We start from the raw sequence: 23,482 nt of genomic DNA, 5'->3' as shown, positions 1-23,482 counted from the left end.
AACTGAGATATGAAAATGAAAAGACGCAGTTTCTTAAAAGCTTGTGGAGTACTTACCGGTTACGCGATGCTCAGTGTGAACATTGCTTCCGAAGCTTTTGCCGCAGCAATGAGTTTTGTAGCTTTGAGGCAGAAATCTGTTTACGCAACAGATGCAAACCCCAAAATATACAAATTCAGAAAATCACAGAATAACCCGATGATCACCAAAATATATAATAAAGATAGCGGTTTTCTGCATGACGGACCTTGCGGACATAAGTCCCATGAGTTGCTTCATACGGAATACATTGATCGCAGTGCTAAGCTAAGTGCCCTTAAAGCCAAAGGGTATAAGTTTAACTTCTAGTTCATAATAAAAACAGCGTTTACCTGCGGCTAGGGTGGATCTGATCCAAGGGTCGGCGCTTGATTGTAATCTTTATATACCCTGCACAAAGTTGTATTCAGTAAAATATCAGCCGAAGAGTCTGCCTACGGAAAGGGTTTGTCCTGATCCCGGGGTCGAGTCTTCCGGAACTGCCAGCTGAAAGTTGGTTGCCGCCCGGAATACCCGCCTTCATAACCATTGCAGATTACTACCTGAATATTTTTCTGCCTGCGACTCATCAGTAGATCGGAGTAACTGCATGGATAAACGGTTAGGAATCATTGGCATAACGATTAAAAATCGATTTCAATCTGCACCGAAAGTCAATCAGACACTCAGTGAACACGGTGATATAATCGTCGGACGTATGGGCCTTCCTTTCCGCGAAAAAGGTGTAAACGTTATCGGTATCATTATAGAAGCTACTACCGATGAAGTTGGAGCTTTGACGGGAAAACTCGGGATGCTTGACGGTGTTAAAGTTAAATCACTTCTAGTTTAAAAAATCAGGACAAAATCATGAAAAATATTAATAATTCTGGGCACAATCTTAAATCATTTATAGATGAAGATCTTATCTGGTCTGAAATGGAAAAAGCAACCAACCCTGAACCTGCTCAGGTTAGGGATATTCTTACCAAAGCAAAAGAAAGAAAAGGTCTTACCCCATTTGAAGCCGCTGTGCTTCTTAAAAATACCGATAAAGATCTGGATAACGAAATTTTTGAAACAGCTATGGAAGTCAAACGAGGAATCTACGGAAACAGATTAGTCCTTTTTGCTCCTCTGTATATTTCCAACGAATGCGTCAACCAATGCGCATACTGCGGATTCAACGCAGAAAACAAAGATTTAAATCGCAGAACACTAAGTTCAGAAGAAATCCGCAAAGAAGTAGAAGTTCTGGAAAAGATCGGTCACAAAAGACTTTTGCTGGTTTACGGAGAACATCCTAAATATAATGCAGACTGGATTGCTCAAACAGTACGCGATGTTTATTCAGTAACCTCAGATAAAAGCGGCGAAATTCGCCGGGTAAATATTAACTGTGCTCCTCTGGATGTTGACGGTTTCAAAAAACTTCATGATGTCGGCATCGGTACTTACCAGTGTTTTCATGAGTCATACCATCAGGAAACATATAAAAAAGTTCATCTGGCTGGCAAAAAAACTGATTATTTATGGAGACTCTATGCCATGCATCGTGCACAGGAAGCAGGGATAGATGACGTAGGAATGGGTGCACTCTTCGGCTTATTTGATCCTATCTTTGAGGTTATGGGACTTCTTTACCATGCTAAACAGCTCGAAAAAGACTGCGGAGTCGGCCCTCATACTATTTCATTCCCCAGAATTGAACCGGCTCAGGGATCAGAGCTTGCTTTCAATCCTCCTTACCTGTCATCCAACCATAATTTCAAAAAGGTTGTAGCGGTACTCCGCCTTGCTGTTCCGTACACAGGGCTTATTCTGACAACCCGTGAAAATGCCGATTTCCGCACAGAGCTGCTTGAAGTCGGAGTTTCACAGATCTCTGCCGGTTCAAGAACCTATCCCGGAGCATACAGTGATCCTCAATATGATCGTCCAGATGTCCAGCAGTTCTGTATAGGTGACAGCCGCAGTCTTGATGAAGTTATCCGCAGCCTTATCGAGGGTGAACAAAGCTATGTCCCGTCATGGTGTACGGCGTGTTACCGTCTCGGCCGTACTGGTGAACATTTTATGGAACTTGCCAAAACAGGATTTATACAAAAATTCTGTCTGCCGAACGGTCTTTTGACCTTTAAAGAATATCTGGAAGATTACGGTTCAGAAGAAACTAAAAAACTTGGTAATGAACTTATCCGCAAAGAACTTGATAGTTATGCCGACCCTGATCGAAGAAAGTTGCTAACTGACAGAGTTACTCGTATGGAAGCAGGTGAGAGAGATCTTTACCTGTAAAATATAATCGGAGCAGCTATGTCGGATACCGAAAAAAGAAAAATGCGGATCGAAAGAGACGCACTTGGCGAAATGAATATCCCGGTTGAGGGTTATTACGGTATTCATACTTTAAGAGCCGTGCATAATTTCCCGTTTTCGGGTTATCAAATGCATCCGGAATTCGTTCGCGCCTTTGCCATGGTTAAACAAGCTTGCGCAGTTGCAAATGTTGAACTTGGGCACATGGATGAAAAAATAGGTAACGCTGTTATCACAGCGTGCAAAGACATAGCTTCCGGCAATCTCCATAATGAAATCATTGTTGATCCTTTTCAAGGCGGAGCCGGAACTTCGACCAATATGAACTTCAACGAAGTTATCGCCAATCGCGCGATTGAACTTCTAAATGGTGAGCGTGGCGATTATTTGCTGGTACATCCTCTAAGACATGTGAATATGCATCAGTCCACCAATGACGTGTACCCCACGGCTTTAAAGGTGGCCACGCTCAACCTTTTAATAAAACTTGAAGCTGAAGTGGCAGAACTCCAACAGTCACTTCAGCTTAAAGAACAAGAATTCCGAAATGTTGTAAAAGTCGGGCGAACTGAATTAAATGATGCTGTGCCCATGACTTTAGGCATGACCTTCGGAGCTTTTGCGGAAGCTGTAGCACGGGACAGATGGAGAATTTTCAAGTGCCGAGAAAGGATCAAAAAAGTTAATCTAGGTGGAACCGCTATCGGAACCGGGCTTGGAGCTTCGCGCGATTACATCCTATGCGCAGCAGGAAAACTAAAGCAGATAACGGGCCTGCCTGTTTCGCGTGCTGAGAATTTAATCGACGTTACACAAAATATGGATTCCTTTGTTGAGGTTTCAGGATTCCTTAAAGCATACGCTGTAAATCTGGTTAAAATATCATCTGATTTGCGTTTGCTTGCCAGCGGACCTGCAACCGGCCTTGGTGAAATTAAGCTCCCGACTCTTCAGGCCGGATCTTCAATCATGGCAGGTAAAGTTAACCCTGTCATGCCGGAAGCGGCAACACAGATCTCGTTAAAGGTTATGGGAAATGATCAAACCATTACCCTAGCCGCCTCGATGGGACAGTTAGAGTTAAACCACTTGCTTCCGCTTATTGCACATTCTTTGCTCGAATCCCTGACGCTTTTAGTTAATGTAACTAAAGGGCTTTCAGAAAATTGTATTGCGGGAATAACCGCTGACCATGACAGGTGTAAAAAGCACGTTGAAAAAAGCTATGCCCTCGCAACAGTTCTGGTTCCGGTGCTGGGATATGAACGGGTTGAAAATATTCTGACAGATGCAAAAAATGCAGGAAGAACAATCCGCGAAGAATTGATACATCAAGATATTGCTTCACCAGAAGAAATTGATGAAATTTTATCCCCGAACAGACTTTGCAAACTCGGTTACGTAGCTGCTGACCTCCGCTGGATTAAATAAAGATGAAACTTTTTGCAGGTACCGAAGAACTGAATATTCCAGAACTTTTTTCCGCAGCATCCCGCCGGATAATTCTTAACGGCGCGGTTTACGGACCCTTCGCAAAATCTGCGCGGCACATGGCAGGACTTGAGACGGCTCTTACCAAAAAGGAGTTCAGACAACTTGATATTATTGCAATAAATCCGGCACTTGATTTAAATTGGAAAAAATATTTTCTTGAAATTCTCAGGTTCGGAATTTCCAGACAATCAATTGAAGATGAAGTCGAAATTTCATATTCATTTATAGCTGGCATTGCAGAAAAATATCCCGCAAAAGTTAAGTTGCATCCGGTCCGCAAGTGGCCGAACCTCCCCCTTGTTATTGTAGATGACACTCTCTGTTTCGGTCAGTATGCATACGCTGCGCAACATGCGCCGCAAGGTTTCTGGGGTATGGTTGAAGCTGATGTTGAAAAAATGTTTGAATGGACGAAATCCGGCCGACCTCCGGCAAACTCCACAAAAGAGGAAATTGCCGCATTCCGGCTGATAAATGAATGCGCCAAGTTAATGAATATTTCAAAATTATAAGTAATAAATCGCAATTTAATTTCAGGATCATAATTATATGTACGAACTCAGTAAACTGGAAATTCTGAACTACTTAAACGGTCACAATGATGATGAACTTTTTGAACTTGCCGATCAGACAAGAAAATATATATTTGGAAATGAAATTTTCATTCGTGCAATTGTTGAATTTTCAAATGTTTGCAACAAAAAATGTTTTTATTGCGGGCTTAGAGCTCCGAATTCTAAAATAAATCGTTACCGCCTTGATCTACCTACAATTTTGGAAGCAGCCGAAACGGCAGCGTCAAACGGAGCACGGACAATTGTTTTACAGTCAGGAGACGATTTCAGCTACACAAAAAAGCAGATTGGTGAATTGGTTACGGAACTTAAGAATCGTTACGACGTTGCAGTCACCTTATCCGTTGGGGACCGCGGACTTGATGAATATGCTTATTGGGCGCAGTGCGGCGCAGACCGCTGTCTAATTAAGCTTGAAACTTCAAACCCTGAGTTATATGAAAAAATCAGGAGCGGCGAATCGTTCGAAGCAAGGCTTCATCGCATAAAATCACTGCGTGATATGGGCTACGAAATAGGTTCAGGCATCATTGTCGGCTTACCAGGTTCAAACATAAAAGATATTTTGCAGGACCTTCTGTTTTTGACTGATCTTAAGCTGGATATGATTGCAGCAGGCCCTTTTATTCCACACCCTGATACTCCCTTTGCAGAGTGTGCTGCCGGAGATTTATTACTCTCGTACCGGGTAACCGCCCTGCTCCGCATTTTAAATCCCGGAGCCAATATTCCGGCTACATCTGCTCTTGATTCTTTTGATTCAAGAGGCAGAGAACTCGGACTCGGCAGAGGGTGCAACGTAATAATGCCTTCTGTCACCCCATCTGCACATCGCGCTGATTACAACATTTATCCCGGTAAAAATTCTGTTGCAATTGATGTTTCAGATTCTCTATTTCAAACTGAAAATATGATCAGAAATTTAAACTTCATCCCCTCATCTTCGAAAGGATTTTCAAGAAGGAGCAAGAATGTCCAATAAAGCACCACGCGGAGTCAGACTGGTTATAACTCTGGCAGGAAGACGAAATGCCGGAAAATCCTCTCTGATAAATGCAATTGTAGACCAAGATATCTCTATTGTTTCAGACCAGCCGGGAACGACTACCGACGCAGTTGCCAAACATTATGAACTGCTTCCGCTCGGCCCGGTAACTTTTTACGATACAGCAGGACTTGATGATACAGGCGAACTTGGAGAACTTCGGATAAAAGCCACCCAGAAAGTTTTATGGAGATCTGATGTTGCCCTTGTTGTGATCGGAGAAGAAGGCATCACCGATTATGAAAAAAATATTATCAGCAACATATGTGAACTTAAAATTCCATTCGTTATCCTGTTTAATAAAAACGATCTGCGTACTCCTTCAGCGGAAGAACTCAATTACTGCCGTGAAAACAATTTTCCATTCTTAGAAGTTTCCGCAACAACGGGCTTAAACATTAAGGAAATAAAAAAAGCCATCATTGAATTGTCACCGGATGAAATGAAACAAACACCTGTTCTAGCCGGAGACCTTTTCGGAGAAGGAGACTGGGTTGTCTGTGTTGTTCCGATTGATCTGGCTGCGCCTAAAGGAAGACTTATTTTACCTCAAGTTCAAGTCATACGGGAAATTCTGGACTGTGACGCGGTAGCCGTCACTGTTAAAGACCGCGAAATTGAAGAAACTCTATCAAACATGAAACGTAAGCCTGCTCTGGTCATTACAGATTCACAAGTAGTGCTGACCGTTGCGGGTGATGTTCCGGACGACATTCCGTTAACCACTTTTTCAACTCTTTTTGCCCGCTTTAAAGGTGATTTACCAAGCCTTGTCAAAGGCGCGGAAGCTATTGATACTCTTGAAAACGGAGACATTGTGCTTGTGGGAGAAGCCTGCTCACATCACGACGTTGCGGATGACATCGGACGGGTGAAAATACCGCGCTGGGTCACCCAATATACAGGGAAGAACGTCAAATTTGAAACATATGCAGGACACGATTTCCCGGAAGATCTTGAAAAGTACAAACTGGTAATTCATTGCGGCGCATGTATGCTGAATCGCACCGAAATGCTGCGAAGAGTTACAGAATGTAATCGCAGAGGAGTACCCATAACCAATTACGGAGTTGCAATTTCAAAAGTGCAGGGAGTGCTTGAAAGGATTATTGCACCGTTTAATTTATAGCAAAAAACCTCTTACACTTAAAACAGTGTAAGAGGTTTTCATTTACGCATTTTAAAAAATATTAGCTAACTGATCATTTTAATCTCATTAAACGGCAAGTAATTAGCTGGCATCTTGTCCTTAAGTTCTACGCCTGATTTCTTTGTAATCAAAGCCTGCTCAACTAAGTAAGCCAACTTTTGAACGCCGTCTGCGATACTTAAACCGCCGTCACGTACATTTGAAATACAGTTGCGAGCTTCGTCAGTGGTGCCGGGCTTAGGATTGTAGGTCAGATAAATTCCCATTGAATTAGGTGAACTAAGCCCCGGTCTTTCTCCAATAAGTATCACTGAAAGCTTTGCCGAAAGAATACTTCCAATCTCATCTGCAATTGCAACGCGGCTGTTTTCAATCAAACAGACAGGAGTCGCTTTAATTCCTGCCTGCTCAAGCAAAGGCATAAATGCATGAATAAAATTATATCCGTTTTCATGAATTGCGCGAGATGAGAGTCCATCCCCTACAGCCACACACACGTCATATCCTGTTTCCTGTTTTTCAAGTAATTCACGTGATTCAGCACTTAAAACTCTGCCTTTATCTGGCCGAGTTAAATATTCCATTCTGTCATCAGCGCTGCTCTTAAGCGTAAGGCAGGGGTGTCCGCTTTCTTCAAGTTCCGACTTAAGTTCATCAATTTTAAATGACAAATGAACAGCGTCACGCGCTTTTGCATGAGCAAGTTTGAATGAAAGAGATTCTTTGAGAGGCAGACTGATTCCGCATCTTCCAAGTGAAATACGGGCATCAGTAAATTTTTTAAGCTCGGACCAAGGGTCAACAGTTATAATTTCAGGTCTGTTTTCTTTCATTATAATCCCTGTGTTATGGCCATCAATGAATTAGAACCGGAGGCGGGCAATAACTTTCCTTTTTCATCATGAATGCCTATTTTTTCAAGCCATGCCTCAAATTCAGGTGCAGGTTTTAAATTCAGTAATTTACGCAGATAACAGGCATCGTGAAATGAAGTGGATTGATAGTTGAGCATAATATCATCCGCACCGGGAACCCCCATGATAAAGTTGCATCTGGCATTCCCGAGCAAAGTCAAAAGCACATCCATATCATCCTGATCAGCTTCCGCATGGTTGGTGTAGCAAACATCCACTCCCATCGGTAATCCGAGCAGTTTACCGCAAAAGAGATCTTCCAAACCGGCGCGCTGAATCTGCTTTCCGTTATACAAATATTCAGGACCGATAAACCCGACTACTGTGTTTACAAGTAACGGTTTAAATTTACGGGCAACAGCGTAAGCTCTGGCTTCAAGCGTCTGCTGATCAACACCGTGGTGAGCATTCGCAGACAAAGCACTTCCCTGCCCTGTCTCAAAATACATAACATTGTTTCCAACTGTTCCGCGCCCAAGTGAAAGCGTTGCTTCATATGCCTCCTGAAGCAAACTCAAACTGACACCGAAACTGGCGTTAGCACCTTCAGTTCCTGCAATGGATTGAAAGCAAAGATCAACCGGAGCTCCGGCCTTAATCGCTTCCATTGTTGTTGTAACGTGGGTCAGAACACATGTCTGCGTGGGGATGGAATGTTTTTCAACTATATCATCCAGCATACACATCAAGCGGGTAATATTTTCAACATTATCCGTAGCTGGATTGATGCCGATAACAGCGTCACCTGCGCCATAACACAGCCCGTCTAAAGTTGAAGCGGCTATTCCTTTCAAATCATCAGTCGGGTGATTAGGCTGCAAGCGCACAGAAAATCTGCCGGGCAACCCCAAGGTATTGCGAAATTTTGTAATGACCTGACATTTAGATGCGACAAGAATCAAATCCTGCATACGCATAAGCTTTGAAACCGCGGCCGCCATTTCAGGAGTGATGCCCGGTGCAAGTTTTGTAAGCACATCAGTTGAAACTGCGTCTGTAAGAAGCCAGTCGCGGAATTCTCCAACAGTGAAACTGCTTACAGGTGCAAAGGCTTCTTTGTCGTGATCGTCGATAATAAGACGTGTAACTTCATCTTTTTCATAAGCAATAACAGGTTCATTTAGAAACCTTGTTAAAGGAACTTCAGAGAGTTCTATCTGTGCTAAAATTCGTTCTTCTTCTGTTCCTGCTGCAACGCCTGCCAAGACATCGCCGGAACGAAGCGGTGAAGCCAAAGCCAGTAGTGTTCTTAAACTTTTTTTATCTTTCTTTAGTGTACTCATTTTGCAGGCTTCCGTTAGTTAGGACAGTCAGACTTATATTTAAGCCTAACTGTCCGCTAATTTTATGTAAGGTTACTCAGCTTAAGCAGACACTAACTGCTAAAGTACATATCTGGCAAGTATAGAGCGATCTGAGGGAAAGCCATAATCAGGCAGAGGCCGATGACCATCAATATTACAAACGGAACAATAGAACTATAAATATCCACCAGAGTAACTTCCTTCGGAGCCATAGCCTTCATAAGGAAAAGGTTGTAACCGAAAGGCGGAGTCATATATGCAATCTGACATGTTACTGTGTAAAGTACGCCATACCAAATCGGATTGAAACCGAGTGTGATAATAAGCGGAATGTAAAGCGGCGCAACAATAACCAGCATTGCGGTATCATCAAGAAACATTCCCATAACGATGTAGGAAACCTGCATCATGATGAGAACGCCCCAAGGACTAAGTCCCCATTCTTGAATAAAGAGTCGCTCGATGGCATGAACTGCGCCGAGACCATCGAACACAGCTCCGAAACAAAGAGCTGCAAGAATAATCCACATAAACATACAGCTGACACTGAGAGTCTGATGCAGAGTATTATCCATGACTTTTTTAGTTAAGCGACCTTTACCCCATGCTGCTAAAGTTGCGGCAACTGCGCCGACAGCTGAGCTTTCAACAAGGCTTGTTACGCCCATCATAAAAAGTCCGGTTACGGAGAATATAATTGCGAGAGGCAAAATTCCTGCGCCGAGCAGTTTAAATTTTTCAGCCTTGCTGACATTGCGTTCTTCAAGTGAAAGTGCAGGTCCGAGTTCCGGCTGAATTTTACAACGAACAACAATGTAGATAATAAACATTACGGCAAATAGAAGCCCCGGAAAAACCCCAGCCAACCACAAACGGCTTACTGGCTGACGGGCGATCATACCATACAGAACAAGTACGATACTTGGCGGAACCATAATCCCGAGTGAGGACCCCGCCTGAATAACCCCTGTGACCATTCGCTTGTCATAATTTCGCTTCAGCATCTCCGGCAAGGCTATACTGCTTCCGATTGCCATTCCGGCAACACTGAGTCCGTTCATGGCGGAAATAGCAACCATCAAAACGATTGTTCCTATGGCAAGACCGCCGTTTAAAGATCCCATCCAGACATGCAGCATTTTATACAGATCGTTCGCAATACTGGATTCAGAAAGCATATACCCCATGTAAATAAACAGAGGCAATGTTAAAAGCGGATACCAGTTAAGAAGTGAAATACTGGCATTAAAAGGCATCTCTGCTCCGCCGTTCCCCCAAAGGAACAGTGATGACGCCGCGCCGATAAATCCGATTGCTCCGAACACTCGCTGCCCGGTCATTAACATGACCATGAGTGTTGAGAACATCATGAGGGCTATCATTTCATGACTCATTTAATTTCTCTCCCTGTGGCTTTTGCTACGTCCTTAAAGAAATTAGAGAAGGACTGAAGCAGCATCAGGGTTATACCGATGACCATAATTATTTTGATCGGCGACATAGGCGGTGCCCAAGCAGAATAGTTTCTCTGTCCGTACTCAAGTGAATAGGCAGTACTTGAAAGGCCGCCGTAAAGCAGGACTCCCAAATAGAAAATCAGGAAGAATGAAGTAATCGTGTCTGTGACAGCTCTTCTTTTTTCCGACCATTGACTGTAAAAAACGTCCATGCGAACGTGTGCTCTGAGGATCATAGAAAATCCTCCGCCGAGCAGATAATATGCTGCCATGGTAAACTGAGCCATCTCCACCGCCCAGATCAGCGGTGTGTTGAATATAGCTCTCGCAATGGATGACAAAAGCAGAATGCCCATCATCACAAATACGAGATACAACGATAGATGCCCGACACGGCAATTTATCGCGTCTATATATTTGACGTAGATTTTAATTGCTTTAGGCATGATTCATTCTCTTTATTTAATACAATTTAAATTAGTAATTTAAGTGCTTTACAGATATCAGCTACTTAAATTAGTTAAATAAAATCCTCGCGCACAAAGCGCACGCGAGGATCACTTTTACAACTTTTCGTCTGCTTTTAACGAATTATGAGCGGTATGGATTTCCGGCTTTCTTCATTACTTCGTTGTATTCTTTAAGAATTTTAACAACTTTAGCACATCTTGGGCTCTTAAGCGCAATTTCATCCCAGTACTTGATCGCTTCATTTTCAACAGTCTGCCATTCGCTCTCTGGAATAGTGGTAAGTTTGAGCTTTCCTCCGGTTACGCGGTAGTGAGCTTCTCCCCACCAGTACCAGTACAAACGGTGATAATGTGAGCTGTCCATGGACATTCTGAAAAGAGTTTTAAGGTGTTCAGGAAGAGCGTCCCATTTGTCTGAGTTGGCAAAATAAGAACCGGCCCATGCACCTGAAATATTATTTGTGAGGTAGTATTTGGTTACATCCGCCCAGCCGACAGTGTAATCTTCGGTAATTCCGGACCATGCAATACCGTCAAGCTCACCAGTTTGAAGTGCAACTTCAACATCTTCCCATGGGAGAGTTACCGGAACAACTCCGAAACGTTTCAGGAAACGACCTCCGGTAGGGAATGTGAAAACACGTTTACCTTTAAGATCTGCAAGTGAGTTGATAGGCTCTTTAGTTGCAAAGTTACATGGGTCCCATGCTCCTGCGCTGAGCCAGGTTACACCTTTAATTTCTGAATAAGCTTCTTCCCAGATTTCTTTTAAGCCGTAGTGATTGAAAAGAGTCGGTACATCTAGTGAGTAACGGGAGGCACATGGAAAATATGCTCCGAAAATTGCAACATCAACCGGAGCTGCAATTGAATCATCATCACTTTGAACTGCATCAATAGTCCCGCGCTGCATAGCTCTGAATAGTTCACCTGTCGGGACAAGCTGGTCAGCATTGTAAAGCTCAATAACCATGTCACCGTTGGCGATTTTATTAAATGCTTCAATCTGCGGCTTAATTACATGTTCAGCAAGAGCTGGCCCTGCGTATGTCTGAAGTCTCCATTTAATCGTTGATTTCTGGCTCGCGTGTACAAATGGTGCATTTACTGTTGCCCCCGCAACAGCGCATGCACTGGCAATTCCGGCTTTTGTGAGAAATTCTCTTCGTTTCATAGTCTCGCTCCATTCTTATAAAGTTTCATCACACCTTAAAACAATTGGTTGCAACATACTGCACCACAACCACCTAAATTACTTAAATAAAATATTATTATTCAAAGCTTTGAGGCTAATAAGCAACTAGTGTTCCAAAAGTGTATTTTTATAATTTATCTTTGTATTTTGAATAGATATATGTTTTACATTTCGATTATTTTTAAAATAAAATATTATTTATATAACAAATTTGTTGTTTAGCTAATCAACAATAACAAAAACGTAATCAATAGCTAAAAAATATGAATTTTATATATTATTAATAACAAAATTTAGTAATTATTTCTTATAGAGCTTCATTAACAGTATATTATACGCCTAACTAAGAGATAAAATTTAATTTTAAAAGACTCTAAGACTGGAAATACTTTTTTGTATTTTTAAGCATATATTTTTAAATTTTAACACTCGATTAGCAACATATAAACAGTAACTACTCACACAGTTTGCCATTTTTGCAAATTTAAATTCATTAACGTAGGTATGTAAAAGTGTGTAAGCAGATCTAATACAGGACGTAATTGTTTTCGGTGAAGAATTACTCCAGCGAGCGCAATAATAATGAAGGCAATTGAAGAATTTAAAGCAGATAAATTGAATCTTGCAGGATTAACTCTTTATGGTAAAAGAGCTCACTTGATAAAGTCATAACGTAGTTTCTTTACATCAATAATGAAGAGAATGAAAAGCCAAAATAAACTAAAAAAGCGTGGCAAACAAAACAGTCTGCCACGCTTTTAACACTATTTCTAAAGCAACTTAGCCAAATCTGCCGGAGCATCCAAAACAATCTTAGCTCCGGCCTCTTTAAGTTCGTCAGCACCGCGGAAACCCCACCCTGCGCCAACGGCTATCATCCCGGCGTTAAGACCGGTTTGAATATCCACATCAGAATCACCGACAAAAACAGTCCTTTCAGGAGTTGTGCCCATTAGCTCAGCAAGCTTCAACGCCCTGTCCGGCTCAGGCTTTAACGGAACATTCTGAAGCGCGCCATAAACAGCCTCAAAATTCACGCCCGGCAAAAGTTTTTCTACGGCTATTTTAGAAAACTCCTCAGGCTTGTTAGAAAGCACCGCAAGTTTTTTGCCAGCTGAAGATAGAACCGCAAGTACTTCCAAAACGCCATCATAAGGACGAGCAATAGTATTTAGAGACAGCTCGAATTCTTCAAGAAGTACGGGAAGCAGTTTATCATAATTTTCTTGGTTTCTCCCATCCTGCGGCAGAATCCGCCACGCCAGTTTTTTAGCTCCTCCGCCCAAAAAAGTACGATATGCACTGACGGAATGTGTAGCATGTCCAAGTCTGCTAAGTGCTGCATTACCGGTGGCTGCGATTTCTTCCAAAGTATAAAGTAACGTTCCGTCAAGGTCAAAAATGACTGCGGAAAAATCCAGTGAATAATTCATATTTTTTAAACCTTAATCAAAATGGTGGTTGCCTATTAATAATTCAGTGCAGACAATCCAGCCTGCTAACGAGTGGCCTCTTCTACTAGGTATAAGATGTTACGATAATTTTTACCGCCATGCAAAGTCAAACCGATCTCGCAAGTTCTGGAGACACTGTATCCTTCATCACAATGCTCAATCTGTCCTTTCAAATTTTCAAGAGCCGATTCATTCAGTTCCGGTTTATGAAAACCTTTGTCACCTGAAAAACCGCAACAATTCACACCCTTCGGGACGACTACAGTTTCAGCACATTTCGATGCAAGTTCGCTGAACATTCCGTCTAATCCCATTGTCCTTGTTGAACATGTCGGATGCAGAGCAACTGTCTTAGGCAGCTTCTTGAAATTGAGACGATCCGCAACATACTTCATGGCAAATTCGATAGGGTCCATCAGGACAAGCCGCTTATCCAAAGTTTTTTTCATACGCGCCAGACATGGACTGGTATCACACAGCACAACACATTCGCCATTTCCGCTTGCTTCGAGTAAAGCAGTACCGAGTTTTTGTGCAAGTTCATCAGCTTGCGCCATAAATCCTTTAGTTTCAAAAGATTTGCCACAGCACAGGCTATCCATGCCCTTCGGGAAAACAACTTCATACCCTGCCCGTTCAAGAAGCAGGACAGTTACATCCATCAGAGGCTCAGATTTATCATCCTTACCGGTCCCCATTGTTCTCACAGCGCAGGAAGGGAAATAAACGACCCGCTGATTTCCGGTTCCGGACTTAACTGCCGGAACTTTACTTCCGCCCTTCGGCATGGCTTTATTCCAGAGCGGTAACCGTTCACCGGAGAGGTTACGGGCCGAACCTGCAAGACGTGACATCATAGTATCCCCGATAATCCGCTGAGCAAGTGACATACCGCTCAGAGTGATTGAAGCAGCCTTAAGAACGCCCCCAAGGTGATCAGTTACGTAATCAGCAATTTTAGTGGCATTAGCAGAAGCTTTTTTGCCTCTGATGCTCCTGATAAGGCTGGCCACATCAACACCGAGCGGACACTTCATGCTACACAATCCATCAGTAGCACAAAGCTGTTCCCCGTACTTACGAAAGATTTTTCCCCACTCATCCGCAGCCTCACTCTTTCCTTCAAGACGCAGTTTGGTAACTGCTCTGAAAAGGCTGATCCGTTGCCGCGGGGTAAATCCAATATTCTTAGACGGACAGACGTGTTCACAAAAACCGCATTCAACGCATAGATCCACATCCGGCGATACGGTCAAAGGGCTTTTAAGCCCGTCAGTATGTCCGCTTGAATCTTCATTGATCAATACGCCGGGATTTAAAATTGATTCCGGGTCAAAAACTTTTTTTACGCCACAAATCACTTCATACAATAAGTCTCCCCACTCTTTACGGACAAATGGAGCCATTGCACGCCCTGTTCCATGCTCTGCCTTGAGTGAACCGTCAAAACGCTCCGTAATAAGATTAACCAGATCAACCATAAATCCCTGTAATCTAGCAACTTCTTTAGAATCAGCGATCTTTAACGGAATTGAAAAATGGAGATTTCCATGAAATGCATGCCCCATAATACCAACGGTAAACCCGTGACGCGTAAACAGTTCTTGGAAAGCTTCACAACCTTCAGCCAACCTTGAAACAGGAATATTGATATCTTCTGTAAGAACATACTCATCCGCTTCACGATAGTTGGCGATAGCCGGATAAATAGCTCTTCTTATGTTCCATAATTTCTCACACTCCGTTTCAACGGAGGTAAAAGAATGTTCGCATAGTGCCGGAAACCGATTTAATACTTCAAAAATTCCGTCAACGTTTTGCTCAAGTTCTTCAAAGCTCCACGCTTTAGTTTCGATGAGCATAGCGCAGGCACCCTCTTGAAGATTCCTCATAATATCGGGAATTTCTTTGAGGTTGTTCTGCAAAGCGATAAGACAGTTGTAATCAAGCACTTCAGCCGCATCTATGTTACATGTACCCTTCATAGTCAGCACAATATCCGTGACTACATTTAAAGAAGGGAAAAACATAAGTGCCACAGATCTCATGGGCGGGGTAGGGATAGTTTCCATAAGAACTTCATGGATAAAGCCAAGTGTTCCCTCTGACCCGACCATAAGATGCATCAGAATATCAACAGGATCTTCGTAATCGACGAATGAATTGAGAGTGTAACCGATAGTGTTCTTGATTGAATACTTACGCTTGATACGCTCAACAACACCATTATCGGCGATAACTTTAAGTCGCAGTTCACTGAGTTCATCAAGCATACCTTTATGGGAATTTCTAAACGAAGCGACGCTATTCTTATCAGTGGTATCCAGATACGTTCCATCAGCAAGAATCAGGCGCATCCCTTTGATTGCATGGTAACTGTTTTCTTCAACCATGCAGCACATTCCCGCAGAGTTATCGGCAATTATGCCGCCCATTGTCGCAGAAGTGATGGAAGCAGGGTCTGCCCCCATTTTACGCTGATACGGAGCCAGCGCGATATTCACATCAATACCTACAACCCCACTCCCGGACCAGAACATTTTACCTTCATCAAGGACCGTTATCTTTTTCCAATACGGCCCCATAAGACGAACAAGAACACCTTCTCCGCACGCCTGCCCGCTTACAGCAGTTCCGGCTCCGCGAAAAGTTACTCCCATATTGTTCTGTGAGCAGACTTTAAGCACTCCGGACACTTCATCAAGATTCATGACATCAACTATCAGCTTAGCCTTGGGAGCAAAATAACTCGCATCAACAGCATATGTAGCTACAAGTGCAGGGTGATCGTATATACGCTCAGCAGGGACAACTCCCTGCATATCTTTAATTAACTTTTTCAACGTAAACTCCATCTTCTGACAAATCATCCGTAAAACGCCACAGACCAAGCCCGCGCAGGATGATAGGAATCGTAATCAAAACCATTGAGACCCAGCCCATGCTTCCATATCCCTTACCGATGAGCGGAATCAACCCAAACTGAGCAACCATCCAGCACGCTGCAACCAAAATGGTTGAAGCTATCATAGAATGAACACGCTGCTTACTGACTTTTCCGGCTTCATCAAGCTTACGCCCGAAGAAGGTCACCAACCGATTGGTGGTTCCATATACAAGGGCAACGCCTGTTGAAACAGCGCCGACAACTATACAAACGGAGATAAGGGAGGTCATCCACGAACTGCCGACACCATGCATAACAACAAACAAAGCCGGAACCGCTTCTTTGAAAATACCTTGATCCGCAAAAGCCAAAATACCGAAATAGGACAGGTACATAATCAAACTGTTGATGATAATACCGATTGTAATTGCTTTTTTAAGACACGCTTTATCAGGACAGACCTGTGCATGAACAATATAAGCTCCGATAGCACAACAGTGCAGTGTTCCGTACTTAATTCCCCACCACAAAGCATCCCATGAAGAGTTGGGACCGCTTATCGCAATCTCCCCGCTCTTAATAGCTGCGATGTTCTGAAGTATTTTGGGGAAGTAATGAATAATATTCGGGAGATAAATAATGAACATACTCGCAATAAGCAAAAAGGAAACGACGACTGCCGACCTTCTGACAAGCTCTGAACCGTAAATTGTAAACACAAAAATAACGGCGGCGATGAAGAAAGTATTCATCATATACGAAGTGCCGAACAATTTGGATAAAACAGTCCCTCCTGTGGCAAAAGCCACTGCTGTTGCGAGCAAAAGCACACCGTTAACCAGAATTTCATACACCGGCACTGCAAAAAAACCGATTCCGCCATACAGTTTCTTCGACCATGTACTATAATCATAAGCCTTAAATTTAACGGCGATGACCATTGAATAGTACATGCAGATACCCATTATGAGCATCGAAACAGCAGGCATGAACATGGATGTCCAGTGATGATTCAAGTAAAAAGCGACAATCTGCCTACCGGAGGCAAAACCGCCTCCAAAATGCGAACTGAACCACACCAGAGCTATAGCCAAATAGCCGGGAATTATTTTTTTCATTATCTTAAGGTGTTAAATTATCAAGTAGTATAGTTTTATAATCAGCTATTTAGCAGGAGCGGTCTCAGCAACATCTTCAGCAAAACGCCAAATTCCAAGACCACGGAAAAGAACAGGAACAGTTAGTACTAACAAAGATACCCAGCCGATATTCCCATACCCTTTACCGATAAGCGGAATCAGACCGAACTGTGCGACAAACCAGCAGGCAACCACAAGCACGGCTGAGGAAAAGACTGCATGGATTCCGCGTTTACGGGTTCTTTCATCCTCAGTCATACGACGGCCTAAGAAAGTAACAATACGATTTGTAGTTCCATAGACCAGAGCGACTCCGGTAGAAACAGCACCGATTACAATGCAAAGTGTGATAAGCCCGGTCATCCATGTTCCGCCGACACCGTGCATAACTACAAATAAAGCCGGGACAGCTTCCTTAAGTACGCCCTGTCCGGCAAAAGCAAGAATTCCAAAATAGGTAAAATACATAATTACAGTGTTGATTAAGAACCCGACAATAGTGGCTTTTTTAATACTGGCCTTGTCAGGACAAGCCTTGGTATGAACAATATAAGCTCCTATGGCACAACACTGCAAAGCTCCATACTTAGCGGCCCACCAAATCGAATCCAGTAAGGTATCGGGACTGCCTGTTACTATTTCCCCGCTCTTAATCGCAGCGAGATTATGAATAATATCCGGATAGAAATGTATAATATTAGGGATATAAATCAGGAAAATACAGGCAATCAAAATTAATGAAACAATGGTAGCCGATTTTCTTACAAGGTCTGCCCCGAAAATTGTCAACGTAAAAATAATCGCTGCAATCGCAACAGTGTTGAGTGCATAAGAAGTGCCGAATGCCTTGGTAATGGTTGCGCCGCCGGTGGCAAACGCCACAGCGGTAACCAGTACAAGAAGAGTATTAAAAAGGAGCTCGAACACAGGAGCCATGATCGGAGCGGCTCCGCCGTAAAGTTTCTTTGACCAACTGCTGTAGTCATAAACTTCATACTTCGCAGCGATAAGCATTGAAAAATAAAAAGTGAAAGCCATAATCAACATTGATACGGCAGGCATGAACAGGGAAGTCCATTGATGGTTGAGATAGAATGCTACGATTTGGCGTCCTGAGGCAAAGCCTCCGCCAAAGTGGGCACTGAACCAGACAAACGCAATAGCGAGATAAGCGGGGAATACTTTTTTCATTTTTTTTCACAGGGTAAAAGTTTAGCAGCAAATTTATGTCGTTTAAGATTTAAGCAACAACGGCTGACTGGGGAGCATGCAATGCACACTTGTGACCAGCGGTCATTTTTAAATTCTTATAAAACGACAAATTTGCTTATAAAATAGGACTGCCGCGTCTTCTGTGAGCACAAAAGATGGGGATACACGGGTGCAGAAATTCTTCCGAGCCCACGGGGTACGCAGAAAAAATCTGCGGACAATCGTCCGTAAGGACATTGTGAGCACGGATTGGTTCATGAAGTGAATAATTAGACTGAATAAATTTCATTTGATCTATTCTCTCCTGTTTTTTACCTTACGTAAGAACGGATATGTGCCACTCAGCTAAGCTTAATAATACTCCGACTCCGTATGGACAGCTGTGACGTTAGGGTATTACTTCTACGATTTCAACGTTAATTTAGTGCAACCCGCTATTTTAATACTGTTATTACTGTGAGGGATTCTATCTCGGTCAGAATTATTTATCTGAATGATTAAGTGGTAAAATCCCCGCAAATCTTGAAAAGATTTAGAAAAAACGTTAGGGCATAAAAAAAGAAGATTGTTAATGTGTTAAGCTAAGCATACTACCCTCAAGCTTAAACATTTTAAAAGGATGAAAATTATGAATATCCGCTTAATATTAATTTTTCTTGTTACACTGCTATGCTGTAACCCGGTCTATGCACAGCTCTCGCCGACCATCTCCAAGGTAAAATTAAATACTAAGCAGCAGACTGAAGTTAGATTTGATAGGACAGCGGTTGAAGCAGATCAATATTTAGTTGCAGTGAATTCGAAGACTAAACAGGAAAAACAGGTTCAAAAGAACAATGCGTTGCAAGTAGTGAAAATGTCCAAATCCGGCATCTGCCATGACACATCATCTCAGTACTACTCGCGTACCAAACACTACACTCCGTTTAATTCACTTGAGGATTGCCTCAAAGCCGGGGGGCGGTTACCGAAACGGTAAATAGATATTCAAAGTTAACCTAACGACCAAGGCGAGGTTTATTCTTCAGCGACAGAATATGCTCTATTACAAACTCCTTACCGTTCGGTATGTAACCGTCCACCCAATTAACTGCGGCAGTTTCATCGCCGTTTAAAACCATCTCCGTCAATTTTTTATGATTGGCAATCTCGTTGTGTAAATCGTCCCTGTCATTTTCAATACAGGCAATAATGACCTGAAGATCCCGCATAAGACTTTCTTCAAGCTCTGCCAGCTTAAGACTTCCCGTGAGCCCGACAAAAGCCTTATGAAAATTAATATGAGCGGTGGCGATAGTTACGGGGTCGTCTACATACGCAACAGCTTCATACTCTTTAATACTATCCACAAGAGCCTGCTTAAATTCATCCGAAGCTGTAGGAATGCTTTGAGCTGCCCGTATTTCAAGTATGTGGCGGGTTAAAAAAATATCATCTATTTCTTCAAGGCTTAACATGCGTACAGAAGCCCCTTTATTAGGCAGATGTGCCACAAGCCCTTCTGTAGTTAAAATGCGCAAAGCTTCCCGCACAGAACCACGCGAAACTCCCATCGACTTTGAAAGGGCAACTCCCTTAAGCTGCTCGCCAGGCAAAAAATACCCTTCAAATATAGCTCTGCGCAACGTTGCAGCTATTTTTTCTACGCTGCTTATTTCAGTAATTTCCATACAGTTGATTTTCATCAATTTCTCTAAATTTATTGTTTATTTTCCCAAATAACAGATCCCGAAGAAATCGCCGCATCTACAATAGGGGCACCGATAGAAGTGCCAAGCTGGTTTGGATGCTCACAATTAAAAATTGTTAAATCACCCTTTTTGCCGATGTCCAGAGAACCTCTATCGTGATTTTTACCTAAAGCATACGCAGCATTAAGCGTTGCCCCGACAATGGCCTGAGCAGGTGTAAACTTAAACCATGAACACGCGGCGGCAATGGTTAAAGGAAGTGAAGTTGCCTGAAACGATGAACAGTAATCTGTTGCAACAGCAACCGGCACATTGTTTTCTATAAACAATTTCCCGTTTGCCTTGCGCTCATCAAGATAAAATTGTTCTGCAACAGGCAATAAAACTGCCACAGTATCTGTAGCTCCTACCGATACGATTTCCGAATCAGGAGTATATGTAAGATGGTCAGCCGAAAGAACGCCGCCTTCTACGGCAGTCCGCCAACCTTTGGAATCGGAAGAGGCATCTGCGTGGACATGCACGGGAAAACCCAGCTCATTTGAATAATCTATAAGCATCTTAGCCTGCTGAGCAGAAAAATCTCCGTTTTCGCATGAAAGATCATGTGCCACGGCTATATTCTGTTCCAAAACAGCAGGAATCATTTCATTCTTAACACTCAAAACGAAATCATCAGTACTGCGCCCGTCTTGAGGTGCGATATGCGCACCCAAAAAAGTAATTACTATATCCATTTTTGTCTGTTTCGCCGCTTCATTTAGCAAGCGCAGCAAACGCAGTTCGCCGTCTCTATCCAGACCGTAACCGGACTTTACTTCAAGAGTGGTAACGCCGCCTGCCGCGATTAATTCAAAGGCTCTGACAGCATTATAAATAAGTTCATCATCGCCGGCTTTACGGGTATTAACAATGGTCGACCAAATACCGCCGCCTTCGGCTCTTATTTCTTTACCGGTAGCCCCTTCCAGCCTGCGCACATATTCCCAGTGTCTGTTTCCTGCAAAAATAGGATGGGAATGACATTCCACAAGTCCGGGTATAATCGTTTTGCCGGATGCATCCAAAACAGTTCCGCCGTCGCTGTAATCACGCAAAATCATATCTGTAGAGCCGACAGCAACAATTTTACCATTGCGTATGGCTATTCCGCCATCGTGAATAATATCAAGCTCACTTTGTGCTTTGCCCGCTCTGGGCTTATTGTGGTCAAAGATACAGGCTAAACTGCTTGCATGCACAATTGTAAGATCATCACTCATTTTAATCTCGTCAGTATTCGTTGAAATATCCATATATTACGACACGCAAACCATTTTACACATCACTTGCGACCAGTCAAACAATACGTCAGCTTAAATTATTTCCGCTAAAATCCGCGCTGTAATTGTTGTTGCATTAAGCGTCGGTCTGCCCGAAATTTGCCGTACATATTGCCGCTGTTCTTCGGTAAATCCCATATCATCTAAAAATATATATTCTGCGCCGGAATCTTTCGCGCTCATTGCGGCCTTTTCCAAACATTCCATACCGCCGTACGGGGAAGCTGCTGCGGTCACAACTGAAGCAGCATACGGTTGCCACTGCTTAGGCGCAGATCCCATATCAGATTGCGGACCGATAATACAAAGACGCGACTGCCCTGCCAGTTCTGCAATTACAGAACGGATAAAAACAATCGGTTCGATAAGCTTCGGAACAGCCTGTTTAAGGGCCGGGAATTGACCGGAACAAAGTAAAAAGAAAGCATTGCATTCATTTTCAAGTTTCTGCGCTGCCAGAATCAGTTTCGGGAGCAACTGTTCTTTAGAAACAAACACGCCTTTAATTTTATCTTCCTGCGTAGAGATACATGTTTCAATGCCTGGATCACCTTCAGTTGGGGCAAGAGCCTCAACGTCTTTTTCCGATAAGCCGTCCAGCCCCCCTCGTTGACGGAGAATGACACACTCGCCAAGCATGCTTCGCAGTGTGGATTCAACATCAGTGCGTGGCGACTGTCCGAGGGTAAGCAATCCTAAAGTAAAGTTATTTTGCATAATTTTTTACGAAACCTGAACATATTCCTATGCAAATAAGCCACTCTCACAAGATTTAAGCTGAAAATACAACTGAATCTTCATATAAATATATTACTGAGAGTGGCTTACGAATGTCTTACGTAATTAAATTAGTTTACAGCCTGACCGTTAACAAGCGGCTGAGCAAGAGCTCCTGTGCCGATATTCCACTTATCAAGAATCTGCTTGTAAGTACCGTTATCAAAAAGAACTTTCAAAGCTGTGTAAACCGCATCACGGAGCTGGCTGTTAGTTTTGCTGAAGCAAATACCGTATGGGTCCGGAGCTAAAACAGGACCGACTGGGATGAATGCTCCCTTCTGCTGAACGTTAGCCCAGCCCAGAGCTTCAGGACTTAAAGCTGAAGCCTGCGCACGGCCTTGCACCATCTGCATACGGGCAGTAGCTGCGGAATCAACTGCCATAATGTTGATAGCCGGTTTACCCTTTGCTTCAAGGTTGTCAGCACTCCATTTTTGCATGGTAGTCAGATAATCTGTTGCAGCAGAAACTGCGAGAGTCTGTCCGCTTAATGCATTAAGAGTGGTAATTTTTTTAGCAAAATTTTTAGTAGTGAAACACTGGGTTCCGGAATTAAAGTAATCAATAAAATCCAGACTTTCTCTGCGGATAGCAGTATCAGACATACCGGAGATGACCATATCAACACGGTTAGTATTAATAGAGTTAATAAGCTGGTCAAACTTTTGATCGTCAAAAACGATTTTAATGTTCAGCTCTTTACCAAGAGCATTAGCTAACTCAACGTCAAAACCGATAAGATCATCAGAACCGGGAGTTTTAAATTCCATGGGAGGGAAAATGCCATTGATTCCAATGATAATTTCACCTTTTGTTTTGATATTTTCAGGAAGCATATCATGACTTTTTGAAGCAAAAGCTGTTGCTGCCAAGCTTAAAGACAACAGACATAACATTGTAAATACAGATAATTTTTTAAACAAAATCCTTCTCCTCTAAGCACATGCCTTAGCATGGGGTAAAAACATTCACACAACATACGGCATATGCCTCACACCAGATCAAACAAAATAATATATACACGTTTTATTGCTTATCCGTACAAGAGCGTTCATG

At 42.8% G+C, this 23,482-nt stretch carries 22 protein-coding genes; 8 read left to right on the top strand and 14 right to left on the bottom strand.

Going from position 1 to position 23,482, the window contains the following annotated elements; genetic code table 11:
• The first annotated feature begins 9 nt into the window (after positions 1-9).
• The 7 genes from B9N78_RS00595 to hydF all read left to right on the top strand — a co-directional run bounded on the left by B9N78_RS00595 (position 10) and on the right by hydF (position 6,580).
• Entirely contained in the window at positions 10-348 is a 339-nt protein-coding gene (locus B9N78_RS00595; protein ID WP_085096821.1) for an iron hydrogenase small subunit, read from the top strand.
• 280 nt (positions 349-628) lie between these two features.
• The gene (locus tag B9N78_RS00590) at positions 629-871 is read left to right on the top strand and encodes a TM1266 family iron-only hydrogenase system putative regulator (RefSeq protein ID WP_085096818.1); all 243 of its coding nucleotides are present in this window, start codon (positions 629-631) and stop codon (positions 869-871) included.
• Between the two features lie 17 nt (positions 872-888).
• On the top strand, positions 889-2,316 hold the full coding sequence (gene hydG, locus B9N78_RS00585) for a [FeFe] hydrogenase H-cluster radical SAM maturase HydG (protein WP_085096815.1): 1,428 nt from the start codon (positions 889-891) through the stop codon (positions 2,314-2,316).
• A gap of 18 nt (positions 2,317-2,334) precedes the next feature.
• Positions 2,335-3,768, top strand: coding sequence for an aspartate ammonia-lyase (locus tag B9N78_RS00580; RefSeq protein ID WP_245805429.1), 1,434 nt, complete (start codon positions 2,335-2,337; stop codon positions 3,766-3,768).
• Positions 3,769-3,770: 2 nt separating this feature from the next.
• The gene (locus B9N78_RS00575; protein WP_085096812.1) at positions 3,771-4,343 is read left to right on the top strand and encodes a hypothetical protein; all 573 of its coding nucleotides are present in this window, start codon (positions 3,771-3,773) and stop codon (positions 4,341-4,343) included.
• Positions 4,344-4,380: 37 nt separating this feature from the next.
• Positions 4,381-5,388, top strand: coding sequence for a [FeFe] hydrogenase H-cluster radical SAM maturase HydE (gene hydE, locus B9N78_RS00570; protein WP_085096809.1), 1,008 nt, complete (start codon positions 4,381-4,383; stop codon positions 5,386-5,388).
• A complete protein-coding gene (gene hydF / locus B9N78_RS00565; RefSeq protein WP_085096806.1) occupies positions 5,378-6,580 on the top strand; it encodes a [FeFe] hydrogenase H-cluster maturation GTPase HydF in 1,203 nt (400 codons plus the stop codon). Before hydE ends, hydF begins: the two co-directional genes overlap by 11 nt.
• 65 nt (positions 6,581-6,645) lie before the next feature.
• On the opposite strand, the gene eutC is transcribed toward hydF, so the two are convergent.
• The 10 genes from eutC to B9N78_RS18055 form a co-directional block, all read right to left on the bottom strand.
• Entirely contained in the window at positions 6,646-7,434 is a 789-nt protein-coding gene (gene eutC / locus B9N78_RS00560) for an ethanolamine ammonia-lyase subunit EutC (protein WP_085096803.1), read from the bottom strand.
• Complete coding sequence (locus tag B9N78_RS00555; RefSeq protein WP_085096800.1) at positions 7,434-8,798, bottom strand: ethanolamine ammonia-lyase subunit EutB; 1,365 nt, start codon at positions 8,796-8,798, stop codon at positions 7,434-7,436. The genes eutC and B9N78_RS00555 overlap by 1 nt, the downstream gene beginning before the upstream one ends.
• A 92-nt stretch (positions 8,799-8,890) precedes the next feature.
• Complete coding sequence (locus tag B9N78_RS00550) at positions 8,891-10,213, bottom strand: TRAP transporter large permease (protein WP_085096797.1); 1,323 nt, start codon at positions 10,211-10,213, stop codon at positions 8,891-8,893.
• On the bottom strand, positions 10,210-10,722 hold the full coding sequence (locus B9N78_RS00545; RefSeq protein ID WP_085096794.1) for a TRAP transporter small permease subunit: 513 nt from the start codon (positions 10,720-10,722) through the stop codon (positions 10,210-10,212). Before B9N78_RS00545 ends, B9N78_RS00550 begins: the two co-directional genes overlap by 4 nt.
• Positions 10,723-10,867: 145 nt before the next feature.
• Complete coding sequence (locus B9N78_RS00540) at positions 10,868-11,920, bottom strand: TRAP transporter substrate-binding protein (RefSeq protein WP_085096791.1); 1,053 nt, start codon at positions 11,918-11,920, stop codon at positions 10,868-10,870.
• A 791-nt stretch (positions 11,921-12,711) separates the two neighbouring features.
• Positions 12,712-13,374 (bottom strand): HAD family hydrolase, encoded by a 663-nt coding sequence (locus tag B9N78_RS00535; RefSeq protein ID WP_085096789.1) that lies wholly within the window; start codon positions 13,372-13,374, stop codon positions 12,712-12,714.
• Positions 13,375-13,439: 65 nt separating this feature from the next.
• A complete protein-coding gene (locus tag B9N78_RS00530) occupies positions 13,440-16,238 on the bottom strand; it encodes an FAD-binding and (Fe-S)-binding domain-containing protein (protein ID WP_170921344.1) in 2,799 nt (932 codons plus the stop codon).
• The gene (locus tag B9N78_RS00525; protein WP_085096783.1) at positions 16,222-17,400 is read right to left on the bottom strand and encodes a YkvI family membrane protein; all 1,179 of its coding nucleotides are present in this window, start codon (positions 17,398-17,400) and stop codon (positions 16,222-16,224) included. The genes B9N78_RS00530 and B9N78_RS00525 overlap by 17 nt, the downstream gene beginning before the upstream one ends.
• Positions 17,401-17,445: 45 nt before the next feature.
• Complete coding sequence (locus B9N78_RS00520) at positions 17,446-18,612, bottom strand: YkvI family membrane protein (RefSeq protein WP_085096780.1); 1,167 nt, start codon at positions 18,610-18,612, stop codon at positions 17,446-17,448.
• A gap of 136 nt (positions 18,613-18,748) precedes the next feature.
• The gene (locus B9N78_RS18055; protein ID WP_170921343.1) at positions 18,749-18,922 is read right to left on the bottom strand and encodes a hypothetical protein; all 174 of its coding nucleotides are present in this window, start codon (positions 18,920-18,922) and stop codon (positions 18,749-18,751) included.
• Positions 18,923-19,261: 339 nt separating this feature from the next.
• Here B9N78_RS18055 and B9N78_RS00515 point away from each other — a divergent pair, with 339 nt between their 5' ends.
• On the top strand, positions 19,262-19,612 hold the full coding sequence (locus tag B9N78_RS00515) for a hypothetical protein (protein WP_085096777.1): 351 nt from the start codon (positions 19,262-19,264) through the stop codon (positions 19,610-19,612).
• 19 nt (positions 19,613-19,631) lie between these two features.
• Here B9N78_RS00515 and B9N78_RS00510 read toward each other — a convergent pair whose 3' ends face one another.
• The 4 genes from B9N78_RS00510 to B9N78_RS00495 all read right to left on the bottom strand — a co-directional run bounded on the left by B9N78_RS00510 (position 19,632) and on the right by B9N78_RS00495 (position 23,349).
• A complete protein-coding gene (locus tag B9N78_RS00510) occupies positions 19,632-20,318 on the bottom strand; it encodes a GntR family transcriptional regulator (RefSeq protein WP_085096774.1) in 687 nt (228 codons plus the stop codon).
• Positions 20,319-20,332: 14 nt separating this feature from the next.
• On the bottom strand, positions 20,333-21,586 hold the full coding sequence (gene hutI / locus B9N78_RS00505; RefSeq protein WP_085096772.1) for an imidazolonepropionase: 1,254 nt from the start codon (positions 21,584-21,586) through the stop codon (positions 20,333-20,335).
• A gap of 93 nt (positions 21,587-21,679) precedes the next feature.
• The gene (locus B9N78_RS00500) at positions 21,680-22,363 is read right to left on the bottom strand and encodes an AroM family protein (protein WP_085096769.1); all 684 of its coding nucleotides are present in this window, start codon (positions 22,361-22,363) and stop codon (positions 21,680-21,682) included.
• Positions 22,364-22,494: 131 nt separating this feature from the next.
• The gene (locus B9N78_RS00495; RefSeq protein ID WP_245805428.1) at positions 22,495-23,349 is read right to left on the bottom strand and encodes a transporter substrate-binding domain-containing protein; all 855 of its coding nucleotides are present in this window, start codon (positions 23,347-23,349) and stop codon (positions 22,495-22,497) included.
• Between the last annotated feature and the right edge of the window lie 133 nt (positions 23,350-23,482).

This window comes from Desulfovibrio gilichinskyi, assembly GCF_900177375.1.
GTDB lineage: Bacteria > Desulfobacterota > Desulfovibrionia > Desulfovibrionales > Desulfovibrionaceae > Maridesulfovibrio > Maridesulfovibrio gilichinskyi.
The sequence above is the reverse complement of the archived record's forward strand: the minus strand, read 5'-3'. Positions and strand labels throughout refer to the sequence as shown.